Origin of the sequence: Pseudoalteromonas sp. 2CM41L (genome assembly GCF_023161905.1) — a bacterium.
Lineage (GTDB): Bacteria > Pseudomonadota > Gammaproteobacteria > Enterobacterales > Alteromonadaceae > Pseudoalteromonas > Pseudoalteromonas atlantica.
Map to the genome: position 1 here is coordinate 15715 of NZ_JALNTN010000019.1, position 22380 is coordinate 38094.

The following is a 22380-nucleotide window of genomic DNA, read 5'->3' on the forward strand; positions in this document are numbered from 1 at the left end:
AATTAGCTGTTAGTTGTTAGTTGTTAGTTGTTAGCTGTTAGCTGTTAGCTGTAATGGGGATGGGTTTGTGTAAACCCATCAAGCGTTTAACTATAGATTTTTAATGTGTGACTCTATCGCCCCAAATTTCTTCTAGGCGGTTATCGCGTCCGCAGCGCCAGCGGTAAGTATTGTAGCGTATGGGGTTATTTTTATAATAATCCTGATGGTAGCTTTCTTTACCTTTAATTGGGTAAAAAGTGCTGGCATTAAGTATTGGCGTGACCACTGTTTGATTTGGGAATTCTGCTATTACGGCTTGTTTAGTTTGCTCTGCTATTTTGCGCTCTTGCTCGTTAGCTACGAATATGGCGCTTAAATAACTTGGGCCTTTATCGCAAAATTGGCCTTTGGCATCAAAGGGATCAATATTTACCCAAAAATGATCAAGTATGCCTTTGTAGCTTACTACATCAGGGTCGTAAGTAATTTGTACTGCTTCGTAATGACCTTGATGGTTACCATTGTAGGTCGGGTTTTTAATTTTACCGCCGGTAAAACCCGATATAACATCTTTTACGCCTTTGAGCTTTTCAAAGTCGCTTTCCATACACCAAAAACATCCACCGGCTAAAACTGCTTTTTCGGTTTTGGCTGCATGTGAAAAGGTGCTAAACAACATTGCGGCAGATGTTAATGCAAGCGTAAGTGATTTTTTCATATAATAATCTACCTCTAGTATGAGTTTAAATACATATTCTTAATAGTTAGACCCTTTAACTGTAAAACCTATTTCATTGTTTTTAGTAGGCTAACGTGAATAGCGGAAAAAGTAATATACGTAATGGTTTTTAATTATGGCCATACGTACATTGGGCAACCTCTGTAGCACAATGTTGTATTATCAGAGTGTGTTTATTAAAGTGAAAGCATTGAGATAAAAGTAGCAGGTGTTAAATGAACCAGTTAACCGAAAAATCGATAAGTTGCCCGTATTGCGGCGAAAGCATAGAAGTATTATTAGACGCTGCAGATATTGGTGAGCAATACATAGAAGACTGCCAAGTATGTTGTAAGCCTATTTCGTTTGTTGTTTTTGAAGATGAAGACGAGTTAAAAGTAAATGTATACAGTGAAGACGATACATTTTAATCCTTCGTTGCTCTTTATATAGGTGGCTGCACAGTGGCAGCCACTTCCGTTTATACACGGGCGCTAGCTATTATTTTGCTCTCGGGCTAGTTGGTTTGGTAACAGCTCTTCTACTATTTCGCGTGCGGGGAGTGTATAACGTGTGCCGTCAAACATTACCGAGGTAAACTCGTTTATATTAGTAATGCCTGTTAGGGTCCAGCCCTCACCACGTTTAGGGCAGTATACGGTTGTGGTAGGTTGAATTACTTTAAAATCGTCGCTCATTATTGCTCTCAATATTGGCTATAAAGATAATGCTTGTGAATACGCTATGGTAAGTTAATAATGCTTAACCATAAAGCGCTATTTTAACTCCTGTATAAAATGTTTAAAACAACTCAGCTTGAACGCGTTACATTGCGTTTAATTACTCATAAGCATGCCCCGCAGTTATTTTCTATTTTGAATCACCCGCAAGTGAGCGAATTTAACGACTATCAAACCCCCTTAAGTAAATGCCAAATTAAGCAATTAATACAAGACGATATTACCGCCTATTACGAAGGCGAAGTGATAAGAGTGGCTATTGAACATAATATAAATGGCAAACTTATGGGCACCTGCGGGCTTTATAATTTATCGCCTTGTAAAAGTAGGGCTTTTATAGGGTTTGAGCTTGATCCTATGTATTGGGATAAGGGCATTATGTTTGAGGTAATAACTGGCTTTGTTAAAACACTTAAACAGACTATACCGCTTAATTACTTAGCGGCGCAGGTAAGTGCACATAATGCGCGTTCGCATAACTTATTAGTTAAATTAGGCTTTAGCTTGGGTGAGCATTCTATTTGGTATAAACACGTTTAGTACTGCATTAGTAATGTATTAGTGCTGCATTTGCATTATACACGTTAGTAAATTTCATCATAAGAGGAACAAATGCAATATAAAAAATAGCCAATTTGGCTTATAGTTAAGCGTAAGCAAATGAATTTGTTACCCGAGTTTTTAAAACGTGTTCGCTTAACAAGGATTTTATATGCTAGAAAAACTATCTCAAGATGCCCTCGTTATTTGGGCCACTATTGACCCAATAGGGACTATGGCGCTTTTTGCTGCGCTCACTTCTCATTTAACTGATCAACAACGTCGTAAAACTGCGTTTAAAACAGTGCTATATGCAGGCGCTGTGTTACTTGGCTCTATTTTAATAGGGCAGCTTATTTTAAATGCGATGGGTATACGGCTGGTATCGTTTCAGTTAGGGGGCGGGATAATTTTATTTTTGTTTGGCTTACAAATGATATTTGGCAATGATTCTAACAAAGCAAAACAAGACCCAGGGCACGATATTGCAGTGTTTCCGCTTGCTATACCTGCTACCGCCACACCTGGGGCTATTTTAGCCGTTATATTACTTACCGATAATCACATTCACCCAATTACAACCCAAATAGGCACAGCGTTAATTACACTGGCAGTGTTGGGTGTAACCTTAATTTTGTTGTTGCTGTCGGGCAAAATTATAAAGCTTATTGGTATTGGCGGGGCGTCTATTTTAACGCGTGTGATGGGGATGATACTGGCTGCATTTTCTGTAGAGCTGATAATGACTGCACTTGAAGTTAAGCAGTGGGTTAAGCTCGATTAAATAACTCCTAAACATTTAAAGGAATGACGCATGGCAATAACAATAACAAAACATTATTTTATTAATTTAAGTTTAGCCGTAGTCATTTTTGCTATCGGTATTTTAGCCATACGCTATTACAACCATTATGTATCGCACTATACCGACGTAACAATTAACTCAAGCGTGCTTAATGAGTCGCGCAAAGTGTTTATAAGATTACCCGTTAATTACGATCCTAAAAGAGCGTATTCGTTAATTATTAAAACCGATGGTAACTTTAATTTAGATACATGGGATAAAGCACTTACAAAACAAGCTAAGAGTGAAAAAGGGGATAAGGCTATATTGGTGTCTATTCCTAATTTGTTTTTTACAGATACACGTAATCGCGATTTAGTGCCTCCTTATGCTCGCCAAGATGTAAATACACAAGCGCGCACAGAAAATGAAACACTTATAGAGCCAAATGGTGAAGCTGACAAGTTTTTAGCGTTTATTGAAACTGAGTTACTTCCGTATTTATCGGTAAAATATAAGCTTAGTAATAACCGTGTATTAAGTGGTTTTTCGGCAGGTGGCAGCTTTGTGCTTTATACACTGCATACAAAACCTGAACTGTTTAATGGCTACTTTGCTTTTAGCCCAGCGGCTTGGTATGACGATATGACAGTGGTTAATAATGTAGAAGCATATTTAACTACTCAAGCAAATAAAATTAAGTCGCCTACTTATTTATACCTTTCTGTGGGTGGAGCAGAACATCCGTTAATGTTAAAAGCGTTTGATAATTTAGAGTCTGCTTTAATAGCAAACCCTAATAACAACCTTGTGTGGCAAAGCGCTATAAACGAAGGTGCTGAACATTCAGATAATCCAACACTAAGTGTATCAAAGGGGTTAGCTGGTTATAGTACATTTATTAAAAATAGGTAGATAGTCTCAAACGGTAACTGTATGCATATACAGCTATCGGTGTTTTATCTATTTATGATAACGAATTAACTGGATAGCACTTCACTTAGTTAAATGTTATTAACGAGTTACAGAGGGAAGTTGTTTTAATTTATTTTTGCACAAAAAATAAATTAAACTGTGTTTATATACAGTATATTGCTCTTGAGTTAGAATGCCATCAGTACATATAGACATATACCAAACTCACTGTTATTGCTTTTAATCATCCTTACGCATTTGTGATCAGCGATAATCTGTTTAATTACTTTGCCATTTAAGTTTATTTTCACCATCTTTATAAACTCTTAATGCAATTAATATAAATTAGCTGGTGGCTTTATGGTAAAAGAACACATCATACTAAGTTATCGTTAAATAATAAACTTAGCTAAAGAGTGAGGAGGAATAAAAGTAGCCAATAAATAGGGGATAATTGGCTACTTAATTTGATAATTTTACCGGTTATTGATTGCTACTTAGTGCGCTTTAGGTTTTACAAGAAGGGCGATAGCTACAACAGCGCTTAAAATGCTGCATATTATAAATACGTTATGTTCACCCCCAGGTATGTACTCCATAAAAGAGGTAAAAAACTGGCCGGAGAACACCGCCATTGTAAAATACGATAAGTTACGTCCGCGAATATTTTCAGGGCTTAGCTCTACGGTCATGTGGTTTAAAAGCGGAATGCTAAAACCAAAGCCAATACCAATTAATAGCGCGCCTAATACTAATATCAATGTACTTGATTGTATAAAGCAAAGGTATGATAAACCAAAGGCAAAAAATGCGATTGCTAATACATTTTTCTCACTAAGGCGTTTAGTTGCTTTAGGCATAAATCCCGCTGTAAATACCGCAACTAACGATATAAAAGCCAATAGTTGGCCTATTTCTGATTCATTAAAATTTAGTGCGTGCAAGGTAATAGGTAAAAGCACGGTTGAGGTAAAAAATATGGTCATAGCTAGGGTTGATACTATATACACCCCTTTAAGCGTTAATGCGTTTGAATGGCTCTTTTTTATTTGTTGAGTTTGCTCTGTGTTTTGGGCGTTCAATTGCTGCTTACGGGGGACAAACATGAGCAACATAGCTAAAAATAGCCAAGCAATTAAATATAAAGCAAGGGGTAATCCCCAATACATTGACGCTAAAACACCGCCTAAAAATAAAAATATAACGCCACCTAGCTCTATCGCCATGCCTTGTTTGGCAATCATATTCAGTCGGGCTTCGCCGCTGTACCACGTTGAAATTAAAACGGTGCAACTTGCCATCACTATTGCTGTAATACCACCCAATGCAAAACGATTAATAAATACTAAGGTTGGGCCATGTAAAAAGTAGGCACATGCACCCACTAATCCGTATAAAAATAAACCTATTATAAGTAAAGGGTATGCGCCGTACTTGTCTATTAATCTTCCGGCTAGGGGGGCAAACACCACCGCACCTAAAGAAGGTAAAGTAATTAATAATACGCTGTTGCTTTGTATGCCTAAGCCATCAGCAATGGTAACTAAACCCGGCGCTAATAGGGTGCCAACCATTATGGTTAAGCTGGCAATACATAGTAGAGTAAAATTACCGGCGGTTTTGAGTGAACTCATTTTCTCTCCATTAATTTTCGGGTGAATTTATAAGCATGCTTACAAGGAATAAATAATACGCAGCGCACACAGCTTTTATAAAGTGTTATAACAAATAATAGCGATTGTTAACGCCTTCAAACATTTAATTTTTTTCATCATTTAACGTTTAAAATAAAAAAGCCCAGCATATAGCTGGGCTTTGTGTGTTGTTATGGTGGGAAATTAAAATTTGTATCTAAAACCAAATGCAATCCCGTCGTCTTCTGAGGCTTCCATTTGCGATTGCTGGTCTTTGTCATCACTTTCAAAGTCGCTAAAATCTTTACGGGCTTCAGCGTAGGCAATGGTGTTTTCGTCAATTAAGTAATGAACACCAATCACAGCAAATTGACGTTTGAATACATCATTAGGATCGGTATTAAAGTTAGGTTGAATAACGTAATCGTCACCGGCATCTAAAATGTTATAAGCTACAAAAGGGCGCACATCGTTATCAAAACGGTACGACATAAAGGTTTCTACACCAATAGAGTCTTTAATTAAGCGCCCTAGGTTATCGGTATCGTGGTTTTCGCTTTTATTTATGTTAGCGGCAACGTATAAACCTGGTTTTTCAATGCTGCCCCACATTACACCCGCACCAAAAATTAAGTCTTCAACGGTTTGTGTTGTGCCATCGCCATACGTTACATCAAATTCACCACGGTTTACGCCTGCTGTTAATGTTAGCATGTCGGTTGCGTTATAAGTTACAGAACCACCAAAGGTGTAGTTAAACTCTACTTCTTGAGCTGCGCTGTCGCCATCATTCCACAGGGCTTCACACGCTTCTTCAGAAATATCATCAACATCACAGGTATAAAATTCGCTGTTTTTAAGTTGCGCTTGAACTGCAAAGCTAAAGTCGTTGTAGCTATTACGGTATTGAATTAGTTTATCACCACGGCCAGTACCATTTACAGCACCGTCGTCTTTATTGTATGTGTAAACCCCCGCAGCATTACCATCCCATACAAAGCTGTTATTGGTGCCATAAACTACGTCGTACCACGCACCCCATTGTTTACCAATGGTAATTTGTCCGTACTTTTCGTGCGAAAGGCCAGCATAACCTAAACGGTTATATAAAAACTCATCTTGAATAGATTCAAAGCGGTTATTGTAAATAATATCGCTACTACCAACAGGGTTTACACCCCATTCAACTAGCGCCAGTGCCGACCAGTCTTTTTTAAGTTGGCGAGTAAAGCCAAAGTTTATACGCGATGTACCATTTACCACTTCGGTTTGGTTTTGCGTATTAATAACGCGCACATCAAGGTAACCACCTACTTTAATAGTGTTCTTTTCATCCTTATAGAGCTCTACTGCTGAAGCAGCTGGCGCGACTACTATGCTTGTTCCTAATAGTAGGGTTACAAAGTTTTTAATCATTTGTGATGCCTTGTGTGTATTAACTTTAAAAAGTGACATTAAATTTAGAAGGCATGAAGACTAACAAAGCCCTAATGGGCTCAAAAGTGAAAAATAATCAATGAAATTAGCGCCAAAAATGAATAAATATTCACTGGAGGTTAATGGTGTTTTTTATCTGTTAAGGGATAGGTTTTTTTTGATTAAAAACTACGTAAATAGTGCTGAAAATAGCGCAAGTAAGTGGGTTTTAAATTGAGTTTTTTTCATGTTGGATAAAAATAAAACGCTAGTGCAAAAACTCTAAAAAGCATTTTATATCATAAATATATACCCAGTTATCTGTTTTTTAAAATGCTTTGCGATAAACAATCGACTTATTAAGTTAAACGGGTTTATTAATTAAAATTTAAACCCTGATATGGCGCACAAACCGCGCTATTATTTTTAGCTAAGCGCATTTTTTTAGTTGAATAAGCATTCACTGGCTTAATTACGTTTTTAGGCACTATTTGTTAGGCATTAATTTACGCCTTTAATGAGTGGAATAGGGCATAGTTCATGCACTTTCAACCTTAAACTTTCATAGAAAAAAAGCTGTATTTAGTTTAAACTGCGCGCAATTTAAATACATCATGTCCCCTTGGAGGGTAGCGCTATTATTAGTACAGCTAACATCACCATGCAATTTGGTGCTAAACCGTTATTTGAAAACATATCTGCAAAGTTTGGCGAAGGAAACCGTTACGGTTTAATTGGTGCAAACGGCTGTGGTAAATCTACATTTATGAAAATCCTAAGTGGCGAACTAGAGCCCTCTGCAGGTAACGTAAGTACAGATCCAAATGAACGTGTGGCTAAACTAAACCAAGACCAGTTTGCTTACGAAGAATACTCTGTAATTGATACTGTAATCATGGGCCATAAAGAATTATGGGATATTAAACAAGAGCGCGATCGCATTTACTCATTACCAGAGATGAGTGAAGAAGACGGCATGAAAGTAGCCGATTTAGAAACTGAGTTTGCCGAAATGGACGGCTATTCAGCTGAGTCTAAAGCGGGTGAGCTTTTATTAGGGGTAGGTATTTCGACAGAGCAGCATTACGGCCCAATGTCTGAAATAGCACCCGGTTTTAAACTACGTGTGTTACTTGCGCAAGTGCTGTTTTCTGACCCTGATATTATGCTACTTGATGAGCCAACCAATAACTTGGACATTTACACCATTAAATGGTTAGAAGATGTGCTTAATCAACGCGACTGCACCATGATCATCATCTCGCATGACCGTCACTTTTTAAACTCAGTATGTACGCACATGGCCGATATTGATTACGGCGAGCTTCGTATTTACCCAGGTAACTACGATGAGTACATGTTTGCAGCAACACAAGCACGTGAGCGCCTATTAAGTGAAAACGCGAAAAAGAAAAGCCAAATTGCTGAACTACAACAGTTTGTATCGCGCTTTTCTGCAAACGCGTCAAAGGCTAAACAAGCAACGTCGCGCGCAAAACGTATTGATAAAATTCAGCTAGAAGAAGTAAAAGCCTCTTCTCGCCAATCGCCGTTTATTCGCTTTGAGCAAGAAAAACAGCTATTCCGTAACGCACTAGAAATGACTAACCTAAGCCAAGGTTTTGAAGACAATACGCTATTTTCAAATTTAGAAGGCTTAGTAGAAGTAGGCGAGCGCATTGCTATTATCGGTGAAAACGGTGTAGGTAAAACAACCTTACTTAATACGCTTGCTGGGCGTTTAGCACCTAAGTCGGGCGAGTTTAAGTGGTCTGAAAATGCCAATATTGGTTACTACGCGCAAGATCATGCTGACGAGTTTGAAAAAGACATGAACTTGTTTGAGTGGATGGAGCAATGGCAACAAGAAGGCGACGACGAGCAAGTGGTTCGTGGCTTTTTAGGACGCATGTTGTTTTCGCAAAACGATATCAAAAAGTCTGTAAAGGTTATTTCAGGTGGTGAACAAGGCCGTATGTTATTTGGTAAAATTATGATGCATAAACCAAACATACTGTTAATGGATGAGCCAACAAACCACATGGATATGGAGTCTATCGAGGCGTTAAACCTTGCATTAGAAGCGTACGAAGGCACTTTACTGTTTGTATCGCACGATCGCCAGTTTGTATCATCGGTTGCCACCCGTATTTGGGAGATAAAAGACGGCCAGGTGATCGACTTTAGAGGCAACTACAGCGAATACCTAGCAAGCAAAGAAGTATAAGCACTTTGTAACTGCAACCCTTTAAAAGCCATGTTTAAACGTGGCTTTTTTTGTTTTTGTGAGTCGCAATTAAACTTGGTTTGGGTATAATACCCGCCTAAAACCGGACATAAGTCCGCTATTTTTAAAATACATTACTGAGGAGTATTTATGACTGTTGGCATTATTATGGGTTCTAAATCAGATTGGCCAACCATGGAACACGCAGCGCTCATGCTCGAAAAATTTGGTATTGAGTACGAAACAAAAGTGGTCTCTGCGCACCGCACTCCTCAACTTCTTGCAGATTATGCAAATTCAGCCGCAGATCGTGGCATAAAAGTGATTATTGCTGGCGCCGGTGGTGCTGCGCATTTACCAGGTATGGCAGCGGCATTTACATCACTCCCTGTGCTTGGTGTACCGGTTAAATCTAAAGCTTTAAACGGTGTAGATTCATTGTTATCTATTTGCCAAATGCCAAAAGGCGTAGCCGTAGGTACACTGGCAATTGGTGAGCCAGGCGCTGCTAACGCAGGTTTACTTGCTGCACAAATTTTAGGGTGCCAAAACCCAGAAATTTTTGCAAAAATTGAAGCATTTCGTAAAGAGCAAACCGAGACTATTTTAGCTAACCCTAATCCTGCAGAGTAAAAATGAAAATTTTAATTTTAGGTGCCGGCCAACTTGCACGAATGATGAGCCTAGCAGGCGCCCCCCTTAATTTAAATGTGGTTGCGTACGATGTAGGCAGCCAAAAAATTATGCATCCGCTAACCGGTGAAATTTACACAACCACACTTGAGCTGGCAATTAGTGACGCTGATGCGATTACCGCAGAGTTTGAGCATATCCCCGATGATGTACTTACACTGTGCTGCAACAGTAATAAATTTTACCCAGGTAAAGCTGCCATTAAAACCGGTGGCGACCGCGCATTAGAAAAAGCGTTACTAGATAAAACAAACGTAGCGTGTGCGCCGTATCAATTGATCACAGAAAAAGCGCATTTAGAATTAGCGGTTAAAACCCTAGGCAAACCGCTGGTTATTAAAACGTGCCAAGCAGGGTACGATGGTAAAGGGCAGTGGCGTTTAAAATCAGATGACCAAATAGAGCAAATTTGGTCAGAAATGGCTGATTTTATTGCCTCTGGCACACAGGATGCGCCACACAGCATTATTGCTGAAAAAATGATCCCGTTTGACCGTGAAGTCTCTATTATTGGTGCACGCGATAAGCAAGGTAATGTGGCTATTTACCCAATTACTGAAAACGAGCACACCAACGGCGTGCTTACTTTGTCGATTGCGGGTAAAAATAACACGCTGGTTGAGCAGCAGGCCCATAGTGCATTTACAAAAATTGCCAACGAGCTTAATTATGTTGGCGTACTTGCCATTGAGTTTTTTGATGTAAACGGTACTTTACTGGTTAACGAAATTGCGCCGCGAGTTCATAACTCAGGGCACTGGACACAGCAAGGCTGCCATTGTTCGCAGTTCGAAAACCACATGCGAGCTGTAGCGGGTTTACCGCTAGGTAATACAGAGCTTAAGCATATTACTGCCATGATTAACGTGCTGGGCCAAGGATGTATTCCTACCGAGGTTTTAACAGTCAGTGATGTAACCAGCCACTGGTACGGAAAAACGGCAAAACCTGGGCGTAAAATGGGGCATATTAATGTATCTGCAGATAACATTAATAACCTTGCCGATAAGCTTGGGCAACTTACCGATTACCTACCTGAGCAAGCGTACCCCGGCATTTTAAAAGCTGCTACTGCACTTATGCTAAGTGAGTAAAGGCTGTAATTAACTTATTAAATACCGGCTTAAGCCGGTATTTTTTTGTCATAAAAATAGGTATTAATTGTGTAATACTGGTAAAGTCTATTTTTTAATTTTTTGAAGTAAAAAAATGAAACTAAACATACTTTATGGCGCATTAGCCATTGCCGCTTCATTTAGTTTAAATGCTACAGCCAGCCAAAGCCTTCGTATTGCCACCTTTAATGTGAGTATGGATGCAACTAATCACACGCCAAAAGGCGAGCAAGTTAACCCCGATGCGCTAGTTAATGCACTAAAATCAAACCACCAGCAAATAAAAAATATAGCCGAAATAATTCAGCGTGTTCGCCCTGACATTATTTTATTAAACGAGTTTGACTACGTACCCAAAGCGCAAGGTATAGATTATTTTAAACGCCAGTTTTTAAATGTAAGCCAAAATAAACAAGCCCCCATTGATTACCCATACAGTTTTATTGCCCCTGTAAATACAGGCCTTGCTACTGATTTTGACCTTGATAACAACGGTAAAAAAACCGATGTAATGGGCGATGCTCAAGGCTTTGGTTTTTTTGAAGGGCATTACGCAATGGCTATTTTATCTAAATATCCCATTAACCTTGAGAAACTGCGCACGCTTCAAACGTTTAAATATAAAGATATGCCTAATGCGCAAATGCCAATAGACCCAAAAACAAAAGAGAATTGGTATAACACGCAAGAATGGCAAGCGCTTAGGCTTAGCTCTAAATCGTTTTGGGATGTACCTGTTGTAGTAAACAATAAAACAGTGCATGTACTTGCCTCGCACCCAACACCGCCGGTGTTTGATGGCGACGAAGACAGAAACGGCAAACGTAATCATGACGAAGTTAGGTTAATTGCCGATTATGTTGCTAATAAAGCCTATATTTACGACGATAACGGCCAAAAAGGCGGATTAAAAGCAAACTCGCGGTTTGTTATTTTAGGTGACTTAAACGCCGCGCCTGAAGGGGATAAAGCACGGGTTGAAACCACCAATCAAATTTTAAATAATCCACTTATAAATTCGCAATTTATACCGCAAAGCGCCGGGGCTAAAGAGCAATACCCGCAGCCATATGCAAAGTACTTTACCGCTAACTGGCAGGCGCGTGTAGATTATGTTTTACCCTCTACCTATGGGTTTAAAATACACGATGGTGGGGTGTTTTGGCCCACTAAAAACAGCGAGCAATATAGATTAATAAAAGATAGAAACGCATCGAGCGATCACCGATTGGTGTGGCTCGATTTGCTAATAGAGTAAACTCAGCTTTACCGTGAAAATGCGTTATTTATCTTAAAAAATTGCAATAACTCAAGTGCTTCTGCTTAAATACGGCTCAATTATAATAACCGTATAGAAGCACTATGATTTTTAACCTATCGTCATCAAAAACATTAGTAGCGCTTGCTGTAACCTCTAGCATTATGCTTGCAGGTTGTAGTGCTACCGCTAATACCTCTTCATCACAGCAAAGCGCTTTACCAGCAACTCCTGTTGCTGCGGTTGTAAACACACCTGCTGATGCTGGCTCGCAAAATATTACGCTAGAACAAGCCATGGCAAATCCTGATTGGATAGGCAACCAGCCTAAAAATGCGTACTGGGCAAGTGATTCAGCCACCATTATTTATGCTCAAAAGCAGCAAGGCAGTAACCTAAACGATATTTATAGCCAGCCAATTAACAGCAAAAAAGCGATGCAAGTATCACTTGATAAACTGCATACTGTAGGTGCTTCTAAAGCGGTTTATTCATCAGATAGAACACTTCAAGCTTATACGTTTAAAGGCAATGTATTTGTTAAAAACCTAACAACGGGTGAACTTAAACAAATAACAGCCACCTCAGCAAATGAGTCTAAACCACAGTTTTTAAACAATGGCGATTTAGTTTACCGCCAAGGTAATGTGTTTTTTAAAGTTGATTTAAAAACAGGGCTAAGTACAGAGCTTGCTAACTTAAAATTGGCCGATGAGCCAAAAGGCTTACAAGAGCCAACTAGTTACATAGCAAAAGAGCAGCATAAACTGATTGAGTTTGTGGCGTTGCAACATAAAAACAAACAGGATACGCAAACACGCAATGAGCAATTAAATGCGCAAAATAGCTCCATTGCTAACACCGCTTTTTATTTAGGTGATGGCAATGTAATAAAAGAAGCGCAACTATCGCCAAACGGTGATGCTTTAATTGTTGTGCTGCAAAAGCAGCAATCGTGGCGTGATAAAGGCGATATTATGCCTAACTACATCACCGATGATGCCACTATTGAGCCTAAAAAAGTGCGCCGTCGTGTGGCTGATGCAAAAGAGCAAACATCATCGGTGATACACATTAACCTTGTAGATAAAACACAAACGCCACTGAGCTTTGATACGCTACCGGGCTTTGATGAAGATGTTTTAGCCGAGGTTAAAAAAGAAAACTACGCGCGTGATGGCAAAACGTATAAATCTAAAAAAGCGCCACGCGGTATTAACTTAATTACTAATTGGGGTTTAAACCAAGCCCCCATAGTGTGGAACGATGACGGCACGCAAGTTGCCATTATGCTAGAGGCGTGGGATAACAAAGACCGCTGGATAGTCACAATCGACTTTGATAAAAACGAGCTTGTGTCGCAGCACCGCCTGCATGATGATGCTTGGATAGCTTACGCGTTTAACAATTTTGGCTGGTTACATAATTCAAACACTCTGTATTACTTATCAGAAGAGTCGGGCTATAGTCAGCTTTACAAAAAACCGCTTAACGGCAAAGCAACCGCTTTAACTAGTGGCCAGTTTGAAGTATCGGACATTACGTTAACTCATGATAATAGCGCTATTTATTACAAGGCAAACGTAGAGCACCCAGGCCTTTACGAAATTTACCGTGTTAACCCACAAACAGGTAAAAACGAGCAAGTGACAGACCTTAACGGTATGACCGATTACACGTTAAGCCCAGACGAAAGTAAATTACTGCTTAAGCACTCTAAAATAACAATGCCAACAGAGCTTTTTGTTGCCGATGCTAAAGCAAACACCACAGCGACACAGCTCACCCATACAGTGTCGGATGAATTTTTAGCTAAAAAGCTCACCGCACCTAAAATTGTTGCCGTACCCTCTAGCCACACAGAGCAACCTATTTATGCCAAGGTATATTACCCAAGTGACTATGTAGAAGGTGAAACAGGCAAAACCCGTAAAGCGGTTATTTTTAACCACGGAGCAGGGTACTTACAAAACTCACACATGGGTTGGTCTGTGTATTTTCGTGAGTTTATGTTTCATTCATTACTTGCCGATGAAGGTTACATAGTGATGGACATGGATTACCGTGCTTCTAAAGGTTATGGCCGCGATTGGCGTACTGCGATTTATCGCCAAATGGGTACACCTGAAACGCAAGATTTAGCAGATGGCGTTAAATGGATGGCGCAAAACGCAAATGTTGATACCAACGCAGTAGGCACATACGGTGGCTCATACGGCGGTTTTATGACCTTTATGGCGCTATTTACTGCCCCTGAGCTATTTCAATCGGGGGCAGCACTTCGTCCAGTAACCGATTGGGCGCATTACAACACCGCTTACACGGCTAATATTTTAAATCACCCAGATGTAGATCCCATAGCGTATGAGCGAAGCTCGCCAATTTATTACGCAGAGGGCTTAAACAAGCGCTTATTAATTAACGCACCTATGGTTGACGATAACGTGTTTTTTCAAGACTCAGTACGTTTAGTACAGCGATTAATTGAACTGGAAAAACAAAACTTTGAAACGGCCATCTTCCCGGTAGAGCCGCATGGCTTTGTACAGCCATCAAGCTGGCTAGATGAATACCGTCGTATTCATAAATTATTTAAAGAAACACTTTAATCTTAAATTTAAAAATTAAAGTGTATAAACAAAAACGCCGCGTTAACTAACGCGGCGTTTTTATTAATATTGAGAAGCTTAAACGCTATTTTTTAAGTATTTAATTGCTAAAGGTATGCCAAGTAATGCGCCGCCCACCGCGCCAATTAAGTGCGCATCAATGGCAACGGTTGAATCAATTAATTGGCCAATACTTGCATCGGGGCCGTTTACTTGCTCCATTATTATTTTTATCCACACGCCTATAAATAATAAATAACCCGATTTAAGCGACAGGGTAATGTCTTTCACCGCTCCCCAAATAATAACACCATGCAATAGGGCGCTTAAGCCCGTGTATATAGATATAGCAGGGCAAAACCATAATACGCCGAGCCCACACCACAGTGCTAAAAAACACACATTAAAGGCATAATGTGCAGGCGATGTGTATTCGCCATGCAGTAACCAAATTAAAAATATCCCTAATGCGTTTAATCCTAAATGCGCCCAGTTAGCATGTACAAATTGACTGGTAAACACTCGCCAAACTTCGCCGTTTTCAATGAGCGCTCGGTTAAATTCAAGTAAATTATTTAAATCAAATGCAGCAAAAACAATACTAAAAAGCATCAAAAATAATGGCGGAAGTAAATAACGAGGTTGTAGCGGTAAATTAAGCATTTTATTATGTTTTTTTAGTCAAAATTTTTGCATATTGTGCCCGTTTAACTTTAAGATGCCAAATACAACTACGTAATTAAGTGTTTTTAGTATTTTTATGCATTTTAAACTTAAGTCATTATTTACTATTGGTTTGTTTGCAGTAACGCTGCCAACAATAGCAAAAGAACCTGCAAAATTAGAAATTCGCGAGCCAGAAGCCACCACCTCAATTGTACAAAAACAATTAGTAACCGGTGATCAATACATGGTGGCCGCGGCTAACCCGTATGCCTCACAAGCCGGACAACAGATTTTAGCTAAAGGCGGAAGCGCGGTAGATGCGGCAATTGCAACGCAATTAGTGCTTACCTTAGTTGAGCCACAATCATCGGGCATTGGTGGTGGTACATTTATGATGTACTACAACAAAGCCGATAACCTACTTACAAGCTTTGATGGCCGTGAAACCGCGCCACAAAATGCAGACGAAAACCTTTTTTTAGATAAACACGGTAAAGCCGTTAAGTGGATTGAAGCAGTTGTTGGCGGTCGCTCTGTGGGTGTGCCTGGTATTTTGCATGCCTTTGCAAGTGCGCATCAACAATACGGTAAACTTGCGTGGAGCGAGTTATTTAAACCCGCTATTAAACTTGCCGAGCAGGGCTTTGAGGTGTCGCCACGTTTACACGGTTTATTAGCACGCCAATTAAACCCAGGTGTAATGAGTATGCCGGTGATTAACGAGTACTTTTACCCTAATGGCGAATTAATTAAAGCCGGTACGATTAAAAAAAATCAGCCCTTAGCTAATTTATACAAAGACATTGCTAAACAAGGCATTGATGCATTTTATAAAGGCGATAACGCTAAGCAAATGGTAAACGCAGTGCAAAATTCAAAAATTGCACCGGGTACATTAAGCGAATCAGACCTGGCTAATTACAAAAGCAAGCAACGCGACGCAGTATGTATTAAATACCGTGCTTATAATGTGTGCTCTATGGCACCTCCTAGTAGTGGTGGTGTAGCGGTATTACAAATTTTAGGCTTGCTTGAACACAAAGACATGAGCGCGCTTAAACCTAATAGCGAAGAGGCAATTCATTACTTTAGCCAAGCCTCACGCATAGCATTTGCCGATCGCAATATGTACATGGGCGACCCTGATTTTACACAAGTGCCTACCAAAGAGCTGTTAAATAAAAAGTACATTGCATCGCGCGCCAAGCTTATTACTGAGCAAGACACAAAAGCAGTAGCAGGTAACCCAGTAGGCTATTTAAGCTACGCAAAAGATGATTCTTTTGAGTTGCCATCAACATCACACGTATCCATTGTAGATAGCTTTGGTAATGCCGTATCAATGACCAGTTCAATTGAAATGGCGTTTGGCTCAACTGTGATGGTTAATGGCTTTATTTTAAATAACCAATTAACCGATTTTGCGCTTTCGCCACGCATTGGCGGCAAATTAGTAGCTAACCGCGTTGAGGCGGGCAAACGCCCACGCAGCTCTATGTCGCCAGTAATGGTGTTTAACAACGACGGCAGCTTACGCTTAGTGGTTGGCTCGCCAGGTGGCAGCCGTATCATTGATTATGTAGCGCAAGTGGTTATTGGTGTGCTGGATTGGAATTTATCGGCACAAGAGGCGATTAACCTGCCAAGAACCACCAATCGTAACGATTACACGAGCCTTGAAAAAGGCACTGCGCTTGAAGCCATAGCCCCGCAATTAACTAAACGCGGCCATGCTGTACGTGTACTTGATTTAAACTCTGGCTTACATGCCGTAGAGGTTAAAAACAATAAATTGTATGGCGGTGCCGATCCGCGCCGTGAAGGGGTTGCTTTGTCGGATTTAACTGACAAAAACGCCACTATCAAATTTTAATTTATGTATAATAGCCATGCAGGCAGTGAAGCCTGCATGTGTTTTCTCTCAATGGTCTGACAAGCTTAATTGTCATTGCAATTTAACCTTTTACAATGATAATGGCAGATCATAACTTAAGACTCCGTTAAAGCCTGGAAATATGACAACTAATACTGATCCTAACTACCTTTATATTCCTTACTCTGGCCCTGGCCTAATTGAAACTCCGCTTTTAAACAAAGGCAGCGCGTTTAGTAAAAAAGAACGCGAAAACTTTAACCTTGCGGGTTTGCTTCCTCCACGTTTTGAAACAATTGAAGAGCAGGTTGAGCGTTGTTATCAGCAGTATTCAAGCTTTAACGATAACTTAAACAAGCATATTTACTTGCGTGCCATTCAAGATAACAACGAAACACTTTACTACCGTTTAGTGCGTGATCATCTTGAAGAAATGATGCCAATTATTTACACGCCAACGGTTGGTGATGCCTGTGAAAAATTCTCAGATATTTACCGCAGTGCACGTGGCTTATTTATTTCTTACGAAGATCGCTATCAAATTGACGACATTCTACGCAATGCCACCAAAGGCAAAGTAAAAGTAATTGTGGTTACCGATGGCGAACGTATTTTAGGCCTAGGCGATCAGGGTATTGGTGGCATGGGTATTCCTATTGGTAAGTTATCACTTTACACAGCGTGTGGTGGTATTAGCCCAGCGTACACATTACCTGTAATGCTTGATGTAGGTACTAACAACGAAAAACTTCTTAATGACCCTATGTACATGGGCGCGCGTCATAAGCGTATTGCGCAATATGAATACGATGAGTTTTTAGACTTATTCATTAAAGCGGTTAAACGTCGCTGGCCAAATGTATTACTGCAGTTTGAAGATTTTGCACAGCCAAACGCTATGCCATTACTTAAACGCTACCGTAACGAAATTTGTAGCTTTAACGATGACATTCAAGGTACTGCAGCGGTAACTGTGGGCTCTTTATTAGCTGCGTGTCGTGTTAAAGGCTCAACCCTTAGCGAGCAAAAAGTGGTATTTGTTGGCGCAGGCTCAGCCGGTTGTGGTATTGCAGAGCAAATTATTAGCCAAATGGTGTTTGAAGGCATTAGCGAAGCACAAGCGCGCAGCCAAGTATTTATGGTTGACCGTTTTGGCCTACTCACTGAAGGCATGGAAGGCTTACGCGATTTCCAACAAGCACTAGCGCAACCACAAGCTGCATTAAGCGAGTGGACTTACAGCGGTGAATACGCTTCATTATTAGATGTAATGCACTGTGCAGCACCTGATATTTTAATTGGTGTATCGGGTCAACCGGGTTTATTTACCGAGCAAGTTATCCGCGCTATGCATTCAGGCTGTGAACAACCGATTATTTTCCCATTAAGTAATCCATCTAAGCAGGTTGAAGCACACCCAGCTGATGTTATTAAATGGACTGAAGGTAAAGCACTTGTAGCAACGGGTAGCCCATTTGAGCCAGTAGAATTTAATGGTGAAGTGTTCCCAATTCCACAATGTAACAACAGTTATATTTTCCCAGGTATTGGCCTAGGTGTAATTGCAGCAAAAGCAACACGCATTACCGATGCAATGCTGAGTATGTCGAGCGAAATGCTTGCTGAGTCATCACCACGTGCAAATACCGGTAAAGGCAGCTTATTACCTGCACTGACTGAAATTGAAACATTAAGTAAGCGTATTGCATTTGCAGTGGCTAAAAAAGCAATTGAAGAGGGCGTAGCTCTTGAGATTAGCGACGATGCACTGTGGGCTGCTATTGATAGAAATTACTGGTTACCTAAATACCGTAACTACAAACGTTGTAGCATTTAATTACGCTAAGTAATGTAAAGTAAATAAGGCTGTACATTGCGTTACAGCCAGTTACAAAAAACAGGCAATTGCCTGTTTTTTGTGCTTGTTCATTTATTATTAACCACGTAGGCTCTTTAATGGTGACAACAAAAATACAATGGATAATGCAATGAAAACACACATTCTTTTATTAAGTAGCGCAATTGCCTTAAGTACCTTAAGTGTTGATGCGCATGCAAACTCAACACCTAACGCTCCTCATATTTATGTTAAAGGTGAAGCAACCGTAACCACTATGCCTGATTACGTACAATTAAGCGTAGGCATTGTGGAAATAGATAAAGACCTAATTGATGCTAAAAACAAGGCCGATAAAACCATGGCCAAAGCGATCAAATTAGTAAAAGAGCTTGGCATTAAAGACGGTAATATTAATGCAGGGCATATTTCTATAAATCGCGAAAGCCAATACAACAGAAGCTCCGGCGAGCAAGAATTTAAAGGCTTTAGAGTGTCGCGCACGTTAAGCGTTAAACTCTCGCAAATCGAAAAATACCCTCAGCTGTTACAAAACCTAGTAAATAACGGCATTAACCAAATAAACCAAACGCAATTTTTAGCGAGCAACTATGAAGAGCTACACAAACAGGCGCAAAAACTGGCCATTCAAGATGCCCGTAAAGCCGCCAAAGAATTAAGTGCCGATTACGGCGTTGAGCTAAAAGGGTTATATACGGCGTCGCTAAGCCCAATGAACGTACCTGCGCAGCCTTATGCACGCTCAGAAAAAACCATGATGGTAGCAGATAGCGCACCCGGTAATTTTGTTCCTGATGCGTATCATGCTGGAGAAATTAAAGTAACAGCGTCTAGCTATGCGGTTTACTTTATTGACTAGTATGTTGGCAGGTAAAACGAGCCACTAGTTTATCCCCTTGTGGCTTGCTAATGCGGGCAATCGCGTTAAGCATGTTGGTAATTTCTTGTCTGTCGTATTCGTTACTTACATGCTCGTTTATGTCATCTACAATGGCATTTAAGTAATTAAATAGGCTGTTTCGGGCTGCATCATTGCCATGCGCTACAAACAATATATTTTTAAATGCCTCTAAAACGTTCGTCATTACATACGCATCGCCTTTTGCATAATTTCGCAGTGGCGTAAAGTTATCGTGCAGTAACTCATCAAAACTGGTTTCGTGTATAAAGAGTAGCGGGGCGTTGTCGCTATGTTTAAACGAATAATTTGTATCGTTAAGCGACAGGCGCTCAATTAATAAAATACTCAGCATATCTATCGATTTAACCGCTGTACCAGGATCGTTAATACCTGGGCTCATTGCTTTAACGGCAATTTCTGAAATTTGAGTTAATCCATAACGGTAATGATCGCTAATGTACTCTTCTATATAAAAAATAAAGCAGTCTAAAATTTTTGCAATAAGTTCTTCGTTGTTAGAAATGTCTTTATCGCATTTTAAAAACGGATAGCCTTTAACGGTAAAGTAACCTTGGTTTACCGAGATATACACCCGAATATTTTCCTCGGCTAATATGGCGCATAACTTATCTGTGTGCACCCCTTTGTAATAACCCTCGGTGGTGCTATTAACTGAGTGCCATTGTGTAAAATCAGGAAAGTCAGTGAACGGTTTTTCTGATTGCCTATCGATAATGGCTTTAATTTCGCGTTTAGTTTGGCTAAATAAACCGTTAAGTACATTATCTACTTGAATGGCTTTAGATATTGAATGAATAAAAAATACAAACAAGCCAAGCGATACTAAGCCAAACACCAATGACAGCAGCACCCCAAGCGATGGAATAGCAGTATCGCCACCTTCAAGCTTATTAATATTAATGAGCATAATAATTGAGTAAATTATGCTGCCTAAATAAAAGCCCAATACCATTTGATGCGACTTACGAGTAATAAGCCCAGGTACAACCCGCGGAGATAAACTGGCGCTGGCCGAATTTAAAACCACCATCACCATAGAAAAACTAAACACCGTAAGCGATATAATACTGCCTGCTAGGGTGCTTAAAATGGTGCGGGCATTTTCGGCGCTATCTACGAGCACAACAGATATAAACGCCTTGAGCTGCTCTACAGGCGCTATGTATTCAAGCGACATGGTAATTACAGCAAAAAGTAAAAAACCAACCGAAAGTACAGAAGGGTAAAAGCCAATGCTGTTGATCATTTCACGATAGCGGTCGGCTACTTTGCGAGGGACAAACATAAATTCCTTTCATTACGTTATAAAATTCAACTAATACACACTGTAGCATAGTTACTAAGTAAACTTATGATTGTGCAAAACTATGTTATTATTGCCAAAAATAAAACAGGACAACACCGTGATAGTTTCTACGTATGCTGCGCTTTTAGCGTTTTATTATATTTACTTAAGTTTTAATGTGATCAAAGTGCGCCGCAGTGAGCAAGTGTCGCTTGGCGATAACGGCAACCCTAAATTACAACGTGCTGTGCGTGCCCATGCTAATTTTATGGAATACGTACCCTTTGCGATTATTTTGCTTTTTTTAGCCGAATACCAAGGCCTCGCCAGTCATTATTGTAATATTTTAGGGGGCGCATTATTAATAGGGCGCGTTTTTCACAATTTAGGCATTGTTGAAAACAACCTTAAGTATCGCCAAATTGGTACCATTGCCACCTTTTTAGTGATGGTTATTAGTGCCTTTTTGTTGCTTGTAACACGCAATAGTTAGTAATAGCTGTTATGAGTAAAATATTTATAATAGGGCTTCCGCGTACAGGCACCACCAGTGTATGCCACGCTTTTTTAGAGTTTGGCATTGCCACGGCGCACACCGCGTACACTTCGTATTGTTTTGAAAACGCCACAGCCATAGCCGATACCCCCGTATTTAATGACTACCGAGCATTAGATAGCCATTACCCCGGCGCTAAATTTATATATTTAGCGCGCGAAAAAACACCCTGGGTTGCCTCAATTAGGCAGTTGCTGCTGCGAATGCATACTAATTTAACGCGCCCAGACGGTGGTTTTAATATTCATATAAAGCGCTGTTACTTAACGACCTTTACTGACTTATCGATTGATAATATTAACCAAGATGATTATTTAACAAAGTGCTACAACACACATTTAGCAAACGCGCGTGAGTATTTTAAGCACCGCAGTAACGACTACTTAGAAATTGATATAGCAAAGCCACAAAGTTTTGCCGAGCTTACTGCGTTTTTGGGCATTAAAAGCGAGCGTACCGACTTTGAAAAAATGAACATAGGCGGCAAAGTGACCGCATGGAACGATATTAAACACCCGTTAAAAATTGACTCAACAGCAAAAGGGCGCATAGATAAGCATTTACCTTATATGCGTTAATTTTGCCCTGC

General features: G+C 40.0%; 20 protein-coding genes. 14 read left to right on the forward strand and 6 right to left on the reverse strand.

What is annotated here, in order from left to right:
• Positions 1 to 100: 100 nt before the first annotated feature.
• Positions 101 to 700, reverse strand: coding sequence for a peptide-methionine (S)-S-oxide reductase MsrA (msrA, locus tag MTF64_RS17445; protein WP_138576380.1), 600 nt, complete (start codon positions 698 to 700; stop codon positions 101 to 103).
• Positions 701 to 936: 236 nt separating this feature from the next.
• Here msrA and MTF64_RS17450 point away from each other — a divergent pair, with 236 nt between their 5' ends.
• A complete protein-coding gene (locus MTF64_RS17450) occupies positions 937 to 1131 on the forward strand; it encodes a CPXCG motif-containing cysteine-rich protein (protein WP_004586615.1) in 195 nt (64 codons plus the stop codon).
• 63 nt (positions 1132 to 1194) lie between these two features.
• Here MTF64_RS17450 and MTF64_RS17455 read toward each other — a convergent pair whose 3' ends face one another.
• On the reverse strand, positions 1195 to 1398 hold the full coding sequence (locus tag MTF64_RS17455) for a hypothetical protein (protein WP_004586614.1): 204 nt from the start codon (positions 1396 to 1398) through the stop codon (positions 1195 to 1197).
• A gap of 99 nt (positions 1399 to 1497) precedes the next feature.
• Between MTF64_RS17455 and MTF64_RS17460 the strand changes: the two genes are divergently transcribed.
• From MTF64_RS17460 to MTF64_RS17470, 3 genes are all read left to right on the forward strand, one after another.
• A complete protein-coding gene (locus MTF64_RS17460) occupies positions 1498 to 1980 on the forward strand; it encodes a GNAT family N-acetyltransferase (RefSeq protein WP_248452141.1) in 483 nt (160 codons plus the stop codon).
• 172 nt (positions 1981 to 2152) lie between these two features.
• Entirely contained in the window at positions 2153 to 2764 is a 612-nt protein-coding gene (locus MTF64_RS17465) for a MarC family protein (protein ID WP_096041735.1), read from the forward strand.
• A 30-nt stretch (positions 2765 to 2794) separates the two neighbouring features.
• Positions 2795 to 3679 (forward strand): alpha/beta hydrolase-fold protein, encoded by an 885-nt coding sequence (locus MTF64_RS17470; protein ID WP_248452142.1) that lies wholly within the window; start codon positions 2795 to 2797, stop codon positions 3677 to 3679.
• Between the two features lie 497 nt (positions 3680 to 4176).
• On the opposite strand, the gene MTF64_RS17475 is transcribed toward MTF64_RS17470, so the two are convergent.
• Positions 4177 to 5313 (reverse strand): MFS transporter, encoded by a 1137-nt coding sequence (locus MTF64_RS17475; protein WP_248452143.1) that lies wholly within the window; start codon positions 5311 to 5313, stop codon positions 4177 to 4179.
• 204 nt (positions 5314 to 5517) lie between these two features.
• Positions 5518 to 6729: a porin gene (locus tag MTF64_RS17480; protein ID WP_248452144.1), complete on the reverse strand. Its 1212-nt coding sequence runs from the start codon at positions 6727 to 6729 to the stop codon at positions 5518 to 5520.
• A 637-nt stretch (positions 6730 to 7366) separates the two neighbouring features.
• Between MTF64_RS17480 and MTF64_RS17485 the strand changes: the two genes are divergently transcribed.
• The 5 genes from MTF64_RS17485 to MTF64_RS17505 all read left to right on the forward strand — a co-directional run bounded on the left by MTF64_RS17485 (position 7367) and on the right by MTF64_RS17505 (position 14631).
• Positions 7367 to 8956 (forward strand): ABC-F family ATPase, encoded by a 1590-nt coding sequence (locus MTF64_RS17485; protein WP_083901794.1) that lies wholly within the window; start codon positions 7367 to 7369, stop codon positions 8954 to 8956.
• A 150-nt stretch (positions 8957 to 9106) separates the two neighbouring features.
• Positions 9107 to 9589: a 5-(carboxyamino)imidazole ribonucleotide mutase gene (gene purE, locus MTF64_RS17490; RefSeq protein ID WP_024033606.1), complete on the forward strand. Its 483-nt coding sequence runs from the start codon at positions 9107 to 9109 to the stop codon at positions 9587 to 9589.
• Between the two features lie 2 nt (positions 9590 to 9591).
• Positions 9592 to 10743 (forward strand): 5-(carboxyamino)imidazole ribonucleotide synthase, encoded by a 1152-nt coding sequence (locus tag MTF64_RS17495; protein WP_248452145.1) that lies wholly within the window; start codon positions 9592 to 9594, stop codon positions 10741 to 10743.
• 115 nt (positions 10744 to 10858) lie between these two features.
• Positions 10859 to 12022: an endonuclease/exonuclease/phosphatase family protein gene (locus MTF64_RS17500; RefSeq protein ID WP_248452146.1), complete on the forward strand. Its 1164-nt coding sequence runs from the start codon at positions 10859 to 10861 to the stop codon at positions 12020 to 12022.
• 104 nt (positions 12023 to 12126) lie between these two features.
• Positions 12127 to 14631, forward strand: coding sequence for a prolyl oligopeptidase family serine peptidase (locus tag MTF64_RS17505; RefSeq protein ID WP_248452147.1), 2505 nt, complete (start codon positions 12127 to 12129; stop codon positions 14629 to 14631).
• A gap of 78 nt (positions 14632 to 14709) precedes the next feature.
• On the opposite strand, the gene rrtA is transcribed toward MTF64_RS17505, so the two are convergent.
• On the reverse strand, positions 14710 to 15294 hold the full coding sequence (gene rrtA / locus MTF64_RS17510) for a rhombosortase (RefSeq protein ID WP_248452148.1): 585 nt from the start codon (positions 15292 to 15294) through the stop codon (positions 14710 to 14712).
• A gap of 97 nt (positions 15295 to 15391) precedes the next feature.
• On the opposite strand from rrtA, the gene ggt reads away from it, so the two are divergent.
• The 3 genes from ggt to MTF64_RS17525 all read left to right on the forward strand — a co-directional run bounded on the left by ggt (position 15392) and on the right by MTF64_RS17525 (position 19887).
• Positions 15392 to 17170: a gamma-glutamyltransferase gene (gene ggt / locus MTF64_RS17515; protein ID WP_248442332.1), complete on the forward strand. Its 1779-nt coding sequence runs from the start codon at positions 15392 to 15394 to the stop codon at positions 17168 to 17170.
• Positions 17171 to 17312: 142 nt separating this feature from the next.
• Positions 17313 to 19007, forward strand: a complete 1695-nt coding sequence (locus tag MTF64_RS17520; protein ID WP_248452149.1) for an NAD-dependent malic enzyme — start codon at positions 17313 to 17315, stop codon at positions 19005 to 19007.
• A gap of 151 nt (positions 19008 to 19158) precedes the next feature.
• Positions 19159 to 19887 carry an SIMPL domain-containing protein gene (locus MTF64_RS17525; protein WP_004586601.1) on the forward strand — a complete coding sequence of 243 codons (729 nt, stop codon included), beginning with the start codon at positions 19159 to 19161 and terminating at the stop codon, positions 19885 to 19887.
• Here MTF64_RS17525 and MTF64_RS17530 read toward each other — a convergent pair.
• Complete coding sequence (locus MTF64_RS17530; RefSeq protein ID WP_248442335.1) at positions 19877 to 21235, reverse strand: DUF2254 domain-containing protein; 1359 nt, start codon at positions 21233 to 21235, stop codon at positions 19877 to 19879. The two genes, MTF64_RS17525 and MTF64_RS17530, sit on opposite strands and share 11 nt — an antisense overlap.
• A gap of 118 nt (positions 21236 to 21353) precedes the next feature.
• Between MTF64_RS17530 and MTF64_RS17535 the strand changes: the two genes are divergently transcribed.
• Together MTF64_RS17535 and MTF64_RS17540 are read left to right on the forward strand one after the other, a co-directional pair.
• Positions 21354 to 21728: an MAPEG family protein gene (locus tag MTF64_RS17535; protein ID WP_054982679.1), complete on the forward strand. Its 375-nt coding sequence runs from the start codon at positions 21354 to 21356 to the stop codon at positions 21726 to 21728.
• Positions 21729 to 21739: 11 nt separating this feature from the next.
• Positions 21740 to 22369: a sulfotransferase gene (locus MTF64_RS17540; protein ID WP_248452151.1), complete on the forward strand. Its 630-nt coding sequence runs from the start codon at positions 21740 to 21742 to the stop codon at positions 22367 to 22369.
• Positions 22370 to 22380: the final 11 nt, after the last annotated feature.